Source organism: Streptomyces sp. NPDC000880, from assembly GCF_053599675.1.
Window position 1 is genome coordinate 1 of sequence record NZ_JBSFMS010000187.1, and the last position, 9,489, is coordinate 9,489.

Genomic DNA, 9,489 nt, shown 5'->3' on the forward strand with positions numbered 1-9,489 from the left:
GGAGGGGGCCCTCTCAGGCAGCCGAGTCGCCGGCTGCCGGGCTCGCGACTGCTTATATCTGCGGAAGCGGCCCTTGGAGGGAGACGATGGGGGAGGCAGAGCCACGCAAACCGAGCCGCGGGCTCGGGTCGGCGGCCGACACCACTGGGTGCCGGCGCGTGCAGTGAGGAGGGCCTGGGAATGTGTGCAGCCGAGTCCTTCCGGGCCGGTACCGACACCACGGGCGTCGCTCCGACCGCGTCTGGTGGCCTCCTCGATGTGCTGAGCGTGGCGGCCGTTCTCCTCGATGCCGAGGGCAGGATCGATCTCTGGAGCCCGCAGGCCGAGGACCTGTTCGGCTACAGCGCCGAGGAGGCTCTCGGAGAGTTCGCGGGCCGCTTGCTGATTCAAGAGGAGGACCAGGAGGCCGTCCTGGACCTGTTCGCCCACGTTATGGAAGGCGGCGGCACCTGGGCCGGAGTCTTCCCCGTCCGACACAAGGACGGCAGCACGCGGCTGGTGGAGTTCCGCAACATGCGGCTGCAGGACGACCAGCGGGACTACTACGCCCTGGGTCTGGCCACGGATCAGGCAACGCTACGGCAGGTCGAACGGGACCTGGCATTGTCCGCCCGCCTGGTGTCCCAGTCGCCGATCGGACTGGGTGTACTGGACACCGACCTTCGGTACGTCTCGGTCAACCCAGCGGAGGAGCGGATGAACGGCGTGCCTGCCGCCGAGCATGTGGGCCGGCACGTCCATGAGGTGCTGCCCTTCTTGGACGAGTCCTTCGAAGCGACGATGCGCAATGTCTTGGCCACCGGCACCCCGGTCCTGGACCAGTACACCGTCGGCCGCACCCCAGCCGACCCGGACAACGAGCACGCCTGGTCGATCTCTTTCCACCGGCTCGAAGCGCCCAACGGGAAGGTGCTGGGGGTGGTGAGCTCCAGCGTGGACGTCACCGAGCGGCACCGTGCCGTCCAGGAACAACACCGCACTGTGCTCACCCTCCAGCGCAGCCTGCTACCCCGCTCGCCACCACAGCGGCCGGGGCTGGCTGTCGCCTCCCGGTACCAGCCGGCCCAGGCGGCCAGCGAGATCGGCGGCGACTGGTACGACGTCATTGCGCTCGACCGCGACAAGACCGCCCTCGTCGTCGGTGATGTCATGGGCAGCGGCGTCAGCGCCGCCGCCACCATGGGCCAGCTCCGCACCGCCACCCGCACCCTGGCCGGCCTCGACCTCGACCCCGCTCAGGTCCTCCAGCAACTCGACCACATCACCGAGGACCTGGAGCAGGACACGATCGCCACCTGCGTCTACGCCGCCTACGATCCGCACAGCGCGCAGTGCAGTATCTCCCTCGCCGGCCACCTGCCCCCAGCCCTCCTCCGCCTTGACGGAAAGCGTGAGCTGCTCGAGCTTCCCACCGGAACCCCGCTGGGCGTCGGCGGGGTCGACTTCCACACCACCACCCTCGCCCTGCAGCCGGGCGATCAGCTCGTCCTCTACACCGATGGGCTGGTCGAGAGGCGCGACCAGCCCATCGACGCATGCCTGGACACCCTGCTCGGCCTCCTGGACGACCCCCACCGCTCCCTGGACGAAACCTGCGAGCTGCTCCTGTACACCCTGCGCCATCCCGGCGACCACGACGACGTCGCGCTGCTCGTCGCCCGAGTCCTACCCTCCGGGCTCAGCCGCGACGGCACACAGCCGCCCGTGGCCTGAGAGCTCTGTGGGGGCGAAGGGGCCGCGCTCAGGCCGGACTTGACCGCTCAGATTCTCCGGGCGCGCGGTCCGAGCCGTCCGGCGCGATCGGCTCGAACCGCATTGCGCCGACCGTTACGGTGCGGTGAGTGGGGCGGACAGCCCGTCGGTGGAGGTCCGGGCCGTCAGCCGGCTTTTCGCCGGTACCGGGGTCGGGAAACCGAGGTTGGCCAGGCTGCCCTGTGCTTGGTTCCGCGCCTGGCAATTGCTGGTGCAGTTGGTGGGCGGGTTGGCCACCTCGGTGGCGTCCTCGCCGGTGACCATGCCCATCCGGCCGCCACTTGCGACGTCCCAGATGCTCATTGCGCCGCAATGATCCTGCGTCTCGGCAAGCCCCAGGGTGTTGGTGAAGTCGGGCTTCGGTGCGGCGTCGCTGGCGATGTTGACCCGCGGAGTGACCCGCACGCAGGTGTCCGACGCGGGTCCGGTCTGCACGTCCTGGCATCCGGATCCGAGGTACTCGCCCAGGTGCGCACGGAAGTTGGGGTTGTCGAAGTAGAAGGCTCCGTTGGCGAGCTGGTGCACGATACGAGTGCGGCTACCGTCACCGCGGCTGGGCTCCATCTGGAAGATCCCGCCCTGGGCACAGTCCTTGGCCTGGATCTTCATGCGCAGACCGTGACCAGTTGTGCGAGCCGGGCCATGGGCCCGCCGCCGAGAATGGAGCCGTCCCGACCTCGAACTGGCCAAGGATTGCCTTCTCGCCAGCAAACCGAATGTCCGTGGCGAGAACGAACCAGCTCCCCGCTCCACGGACCCGCCCACCGATCGAGGAGATGGTCACGGCTGGGCCCCGGCTGAGGCGGACAACCTTGTACAGATACGGGTGCAGGCCGGTCGGGGCGGGCGTTCGTGGCGCCGACTCGCGTCCGGTCGGCCAGGAAGTTCCAGTGGGCGATGAAGAAGTCTGGTTTGCACTCTCGAATACAACGACGGTCAGACGCGGGGGCGTTCTCGATGCGGGTGACCAGCTCGGCGAGCTACTCGATCGAGTCGGCGGCACGCAGGTTCACGGCACCGTTCTGGAAGATGACCTTCCTGTAGGAGTCCGACAGTTCCGTCAAGTGGGACTGCGCGCGTAAGGCCGCGAGGCGGGGGCGCCTTGGTTCGGCACCGGACTGCGCGGCCTGTCGCACTGCGCGGAGTTCGCCAGGGGTGTGGGGTGCTTTGCGTCAATTGAGATGCATCGTGTCGGAAATGTGAGGACGACTTGTATCTCAGTTGTGTCTTGACGGGGTGCCTGGTCAGCCATATGTTTCCGTCCAGTGAACTAGAGATTCCGCATAGTGGAACTATTCGGAGGGTGTGCCATGATCGGCTCGTCGGGCTCTGCGTTTCAGCCCGTGCTCAACTCCGTCGCGGATTCGTCCGCGCTGTCGGCGCTCGCGGCCGCTGTGCCGCTGATCGTCCTGTTCGTGCTCCTGGGGGTCGTGAGGCTGAGGGCCCACTGGGCGTCTCTCGCCGCCTTGGCCTGCGCGCTCGTTGTTGCTTCCGCAGGGTTCGGTATGCCGGTGGTCATGGCGGCCGACTCGGTTCTTGCCGGCGCAGCCTTCGGTCTGTTTCCGATCATGTGGATCGTCGTGAACGCGATCTGGATCTACAACATGACCGTCGCGACCGGGCACTTCGATGTACTGCGCCGTTCCATCTGCTCGGTCTCGCCCGATCTGCGGGTCCAGGTGGTGGTCATCGCGTTCTGCTTCGGCGGCCTGCTGGAGGCGCTGGCCGGGTTCGGTACACCGGTGGCCATCACCTCGGCGATGCTGATCGCGGTCGGCTTGAAGCCGATGAAGGCGGCGTCGGCGGCACTGGTTGCGAATACCGCCCCGGTGGCCTTCGGTGCCATGGCTGCGCCGATCACCACGCTGGCCTCACTGACTCATCTGCCCGTCCAAGACGTGTCGATGATGGTGGGGCGGCAGACTCCCGTGCTTGCGCTGGTGGTGCCCCTGGTGCTGGTCCTCATCGTGGACGGCAGGCGCGGGGTCAAGCAGGCATGGCCGGCAGCGCTCGTGGTCGGTGTCGTCTTCGCCATCGCCCAGTTCGCGGCCTCCAACTATCTGTCGGCCCAGCTCACCGACGTGATTGCATCGCTGGCCGCCACTGCGGCCCTGGTGGTGCTGCTGCGCCGCTGGCGGCCGGGAACGGTGGTGGCTGCCAAGTCCTCGTCGGACGAGGAGGTTGCGGCCGGAGTCGGCGAGGCCGCCCTGCTGGCCCATAAGGTCGAGGCGGGGGTGGACGGGGAGCGGGTATCGCTTGCCGTGCGCCCCACGACGGCGCCGAGGCAGGGGCGTTGGGATCCCGACACCATCCGCGCGTACGCGCCGTACATGGTGATCATCGCAGTGTTCTCGCTGGCTCAGGTCGCTCCGGTCAAGCATCTGCTGGAGAAGACGACGGTCTTGTTCGCCTGGCCGGGCCTCGATGTGCTCACCGCGCAGGGTGCGCCCGCCAGTTCCGCGACCTTCAAGCTCGACTGGCTGGCCTCCAGCGGATCGCTCCTGCTCATCTGCGGCCTGCTGGTCGTCCCGATCCTGGGACTCAGTCCCGGCAAGGCACTGCAGACGTACGGCCACACGGTCCGTCAGTTGCGCATGGCGATGCTCACGGTGGCGTGCGTCCTGGGCCTGGCCTACCTGATGAACCTGTCCGGGCAGACGACCGCGATCGGCCAATGGCTGGCCGGGGCGGGCAGGGCGTTCGCTTTCCTGTCGCCCATCCTGGGTTGGCTGGGTGTGGCGGTAACCGGGTCGGACACGTCGGCCAATGCGCTGTTCGGTTCCATGCAGGTGACCGCCGCCCAACAGGCCGGCCTGGACCCGCTGTTGTTGGCCGCAGCCAACAGCTCGGGCGGAGTGATCGGGAAGATGATCTCACCGCAGAACCTTGCGATCGCGGCCGCTGTCACCGGCCTGCACGGACGCGAAGGCGACCTGCTGCGCAAGGTCGTCGGCTGGAGTCTGGGATTCCTTCTGGTGCTGTGCCTGCTGGTGTTCCTGCAGGCGGGCGGCGTTCTGGGGTGGATGGTGCCGTGATCCGCGATCTGCTGTGCCGCGGACAGCAGATCGCGGCACAACTCCCCGGCGAGGGCGGGCGTCAAGCCCGCTCCGCCGGGGCAGTACGGCCCTGCCCGGCCGCTGTATGAGCCGGTGACCAGTCGCGCCCCGCTGTCCATTCCGGACCGGTGTCGAGCGGTTCCTGATGCCTTGCGGCAGGCTCGGATGTGGGCTCCGCATGGGTCAACTTCCTATATCACAAGGCAAGTTCAAGGCTTCTGAACTCACGTCTTGACAGCGAACGTATTGAAATACAACTTAGATTCAAGTCAGTTATGGGCCGGGCTTCTCTGAAGTGCTTGTGCACTGACACGCAAGGCGTCGGCCGTCGGCCGGGGGACAGCCCGGCCGGCAGCGAGCGGCCCAGGAGCCGGGGCCTGCGCGGGGTTGCAGAACACGCGCCCAAGGGACAGTGGGAGGACGAGTGTTGACAGCATTGGTGTTCGCAGAGTTCGAGAAATTGCTCGGCGCAGAGGGAGTGGTGAGCGACCCGGCCGGCCTGCGCTCGTACGAATGTGACGGGCTGACCGGCTATCGCGTGATCCCGTCCCTCGTCCTGCTGCCCCGCACTGCGGCCGAGGTGGCGGAGTGTGTGGTCATCTGCGCCCGCCAGGAAATCCCGTTCGTTGCCCGCGGTGCCGGTACAGGCTTGTCGGGCGGGGCCCTGCCCGTCGCTGACGGAGTCGTCATCTCACTGCAGCGGCTGCGACGCATCGTGAAGATTGACCCCGAGAACCGGCGCGCCGTGGTCGAGCCCGGCGTCACCAATGCGGACATCAGCCGTGCCGTAGCCGAGCACGGCCTGTACTTCGCTCCGGACCCCTCCAGCCAGCAGGTCTGCACGATCGGCGGCAATGTGGCCGAGAACTCCGGCGGAGCACACTGCCTGAAGTACGGCTTCACCGTGCACCACATCCACGCCATCGACGTGGTGCTGCCTGACGGCACGCTCACCCGCCTCGGCTCGGACGCACCGCACCAGGCAGGTTACGACCTGCTGGGTGCCTTCATCGGCTCCGAGGGAACCCTCGGTATCGCTGTTCAGATCGAAGTACGGCTGCTGCCCAAACCGGCCTCGCTGCGCACGCTCGTCGCAGACTTCGACTCACTGGAGGACGCCGGCGAGACCGTCACCGACATCATCGCCGCCGGCATCGTCCCGGCCGCGATCGAGATGATGGACGCCCTGGCCATCGAGGCAGTCGAGGCCGCCGTCTCCGCCGGATACAACCGCAGCGCCGCCGCCGCGCTGATCGTGGAAGTCGACGGCCCCGAGGAGGAGGTGGCCGCACAGTTCGCCGAGATCCAGCGACTGTGCCGCGCTCGGGGCTGCACCCACCTGCGCATCGCATCGGACACCGTGGAGCGCGCCATGATCTGGAAAGGCCGCAAGGCGGCCTTCGCGGCGGTCGGCCGGATCAGCCCCAACTACTTCGTCCAGGACGGCGTCGTGCCGCGCACCCGCCTCGCGGAAGCACTGGCCCGGATCGCCGAGCTCGCCGCGGATGCCGAACTGCGCGTGGCCAACGTCTTCCACGCCGGCGACGGCAACCTGCACCCCCTGGTCCTCTACAGCGAGGCCGCCGGCGAGCACGACCGCGCCGAGCACCTGTCGACTTCCATCGCGGAGCTGTGCGTGGACCTGGGCGGCTCGCTGTCGGGAGAGCACGGTATCGGCACCGACAAGGCCTGCTCCATGCCGCGCCAGTTCGACGCCGCCAGCCTCGACACCATGCGGTTGCTGCGCACCGCGCTCGACCCGCACGACCTGTGCAACCCGGGCAAGCTGCTGCCCACCCCCCGTTTGTGCGGCGAGCGCCCCGGCCCCTACCGCCCCCACCCGCTGGAAACAGCCGGCCTGATCGAACGGATCTGACGATGATGGAGGCAACCACTCAGCCCCAGCTGCACCTGAGCCCCACCACTCTGGCGGAACTGGCAGGCACGCTCGCCGACACGGTGACAAGTCACCCCAAGGTCCTTATCCGCGGTGCCGGCACCGCCGCAGGATGGGGTGCCCCGGCCGCCCAGGCCGACGTCGTTCTGGAGACCGGCCGGCTTGCGGGCATCATCCGCTACAACCCCACAGACATGACCGTCGCGGTCCGGGCCGGCACACCCATGTCCGACCTCCAGTCAGTGCTGGCGGACAAGGGACAGCGCGTCGCCTTCGATGCCGCGCGCGTCAACGCCGGGGCAACCGTGGGCGGTCTGATCGCCACAGCGGACGGCGGGCCCGCCCAGCAGACCTACGGCACCCTGCGCGACCTCGTCATCGGTGCGACGATCGTCCTGCACGACGGCACCGTGGCCCGCTCCGGCGGACACGTCATCAAGAACGTTGCCGGATACGACCTGGCCAAGCTTTTCCTCGGCTCGCTCGGCACACTCGGCGTCCTGGCCGAGGTGGTCCTGCGGCTGCACCCGCTGCCCCGCACCAGCGCCACAGTCCGCGTGCCCTGTGCCGTCGCGGACGGCAACGCGCTGAGCGGCCGTATCATCGCCGCCGCCCTGGAACCCGCCGCCCTGGAATGGTGCGGCGGCCATCTTCTGGTGCGCTTCGAAGGAAGTACCGAAGGAGTCGAGGCCCGGCTCAGGGCCGTCTCCGACCTCGCTGACACCCCCACCGAGGCACACTGGGGCGATGCCCAGGTCACGCTGTGGGACACCATCGACCACGTCACGCTGGGCCTGGCCGGTGACACCACGCTGCGGATCGGCGGCCTGCCCAGCCACGGGCCCAGGGTCATCACCACCGCCACGGACCTTGCCGCCCGCCACCGTCTGAACCTCGAGACCACCAGCAGCGTGGGCGTGGGCGTGCACATCATCCGGATCCCCGCCGGGGACCCCGCGGCCCATGCCCGGTTTCTCACCGACCTGCGGGCCGAAGCCATCGGCCTCGGCGCCACCGTGACGGTCCGCCGCCGTGACGGCCTGCCCGCCGGTACTGATGTATGGGGCCCGCCCCCTGCGGCCGTATCCGTCCTGCGCGCCATCAAGCGGCAGTTCGACCCGGCCGCCCGCTTCGGCCCCGGCCGCCTCGCGCCATGGCTGTGAACACCCCGCCCGGCATGGACCGTTGAGCATCGCTGCCGGGCCCCGCACCACCCCGATGTCTATGGAGAAGCCATGAGTGAAATCACCAACGAGTCGCAGGAGGGGTCGGGTTCCTTCGACCACCACCACGCACCATCCAAGGAACTCCTCGCCGACTGCGTGCACTGCGGCTTCTGTCTGCCGACGTGCCCGACTTACCTCATCACCGGCGAGGAGATGGAATCCCCCCGGGGCCGCATCTACCTGATGGACCTCGCGGCGCAGGGCGAGATCCCCCTCGACGACGCCTTCAGCTCCCGCATCGACTCATGCCTAGGCTGCCTGGCCTGCACCACCGCGTGCCCCTCCGGTGTCCAGTACGACCGGCTCATCGAGGCCGTGCGCCCACAGATCGAGCGCAACGTCCCCCGCCAGCCCCTCGACCGGCTCTTCCGCGGCCTGATATTCAAGCTCTTCCCCTACCCCGGACGCCTCCGCGTCGCCGCCCTCGGGGGAATCGCCTATCAAAAGCTCGGCATCCGCTCCCTGCTCAAGCGGCTCGGGCTCATCCAGCGGCTGCCCGCCCGCCTCCAGGCTCTGGAAGCCCTACTGCCCCCAGTCCGGCTTCGGGATCTCTTCCGCCGCTCGCCCTCCTTCGTTGCGGCCACCTCACCCGCCAGGCTGCGCGTGGGACTGCTGGCCGGCTGTGCACAGCGAGTGTTTTTCGGCGACGTCAACGCAGCGACCGTCCGCGTGCTGGCCGCAGAAGGCTGCGATGTCTACATCCCACAGGACCGGCAGTGCTGCGGCGCACTGAGCGTGCATGCCGGCCAGGAAGAGGACGGACTGGAGCGGGCCCGGCTCACGATCGACATGTTCGAGCGCTACGACCTCGACGTCGTCGTTGCCAACGTCGCCGGATGCGGCTCCACCCTGAAGGAGTACGGCGACTTGCTGGCCGACCACCCCGACTACCGCGAGCGGGCGGCCGCGTTCTCCGCCCGCGTCCGCGACATCAACGAACTCCTCGCCGAACTACCGCCGCTGGCTCCGCGTCACCCCATCGCCACACGCGTCGCCTATCACGACGCCTGCCACCTATCCAATGCCCAGAGCATCCGCTCCCAGCCCCGCCAGATTCTGGCAGCCATCCCCGGCCTGGAGGTCGCCGACATCGCCGAGGCGGAAATCTGCTGCGGATCGGCCGGCATCTACAACCTGGTCCAGCCCGAAAAGGCAGAGGAACTGGGCCGGCGCAAGGCGGCCAACATCCACGACGCGCGCCCCGACGTGATCGCCACCGCCAACGCGGGCTGCCTGCTGCAGATCCGCCGCTACATCGACCAGGGCATCCCCCTGGTCCACCCCGTCCAGTTGGTCGACGCATCCATTCGAGGCGTCAACCCCCTTGATGAGCCCCTCGCCGAAGCCGGCTGACCAGCAGGCTGCCCGGCAGGCCTTTCCCTTCGAACGCCTGCCGTCAGCCGCCTGGCCGACCCTTCCATCCGAGGCCGGGCAGCGCCCACAGCGGGGGCGGCACCGGGACACGACTGCACCCATGTCCCCAGTGCCGCCCTCGCGTACGCGCGCCGAGACGGCCCACTGCGGGAGCCGTTAGACCAGGCCCAGGGCCGATCGCGTG

General features: G+C 68.6%; 6 protein-coding genes. 5 read left to right on the plus strand and 1 reads right to left on the minus strand.

All coding sequences use genetic code 11. The features are described 5' to 3' along the window. Positions 1 to 180 precede the first annotated feature (180 nt). A complete protein-coding gene (locus ACWDO5_RS33910; protein WP_450534402.1) occupies positions 181 to 1,713 on the plus strand; it encodes a SpoIIE family protein phosphatase in 1,533 nt (510 codons plus the stop codon). A 114-nt stretch (positions 1,714 to 1,827) separates the two neighbouring features. Here ACWDO5_RS33910 and ACWDO5_RS33915 read toward each other — a convergent pair whose 3' ends face one another. Further along, entirely contained in the window at positions 1,828 to 2,361 is a 534-nt protein-coding gene (locus ACWDO5_RS33915) for a hypothetical protein (RefSeq protein WP_450534403.1), read from the minus strand. 701 nt (positions 2,362 to 3,062) lie between these two features. Here ACWDO5_RS33915 and ACWDO5_RS33920 point away from each other — a divergent pair. The 4 genes from ACWDO5_RS33920 (at position 3,063) to ACWDO5_RS33935 (ending at position 9,284) form a co-directional block, all read left to right on the plus strand. Continuing rightward, the gene (locus ACWDO5_RS33920) at positions 3,063 to 4,787 is read left to right on the plus strand and encodes an L-lactate permease (protein ID WP_450534404.1); all 1,725 of its coding nucleotides are present in this window, start codon (positions 3,063 to 3,065) and stop codon (positions 4,785 to 4,787) included. A gap of 448 nt (positions 4,788 to 5,235) precedes the next feature. Then, positions 5,236 to 6,684: an FAD-linked oxidase C-terminal domain-containing protein gene (locus ACWDO5_RS33925; RefSeq protein ID WP_450534405.1), complete on the plus strand. Its 1,449-nt coding sequence runs from the start codon at positions 5,236 to 5,238 to the stop codon at positions 6,682 to 6,684. A 2-nt stretch (positions 6,685 to 6,686) separates the two neighbouring features. Continuing rightward, positions 6,687 to 7,868, plus strand: coding sequence for an FAD-binding oxidoreductase (locus ACWDO5_RS33930; RefSeq protein WP_450534406.1), 1,182 nt, complete (start codon positions 6,687 to 6,689; stop codon positions 7,866 to 7,868). Between the two features lie 72 nt (positions 7,869 to 7,940). Then, positions 7,941 to 9,284 carry a (Fe-S)-binding protein gene (locus tag ACWDO5_RS33935; protein WP_450534407.1) on the plus strand — a complete coding sequence of 448 codons (1,344 nt, stop codon included), beginning with the start codon at positions 7,941 to 7,943 and terminating at the stop codon, positions 9,282 to 9,284. Positions 9,285 to 9,489: the final 205 nt, after the last annotated feature.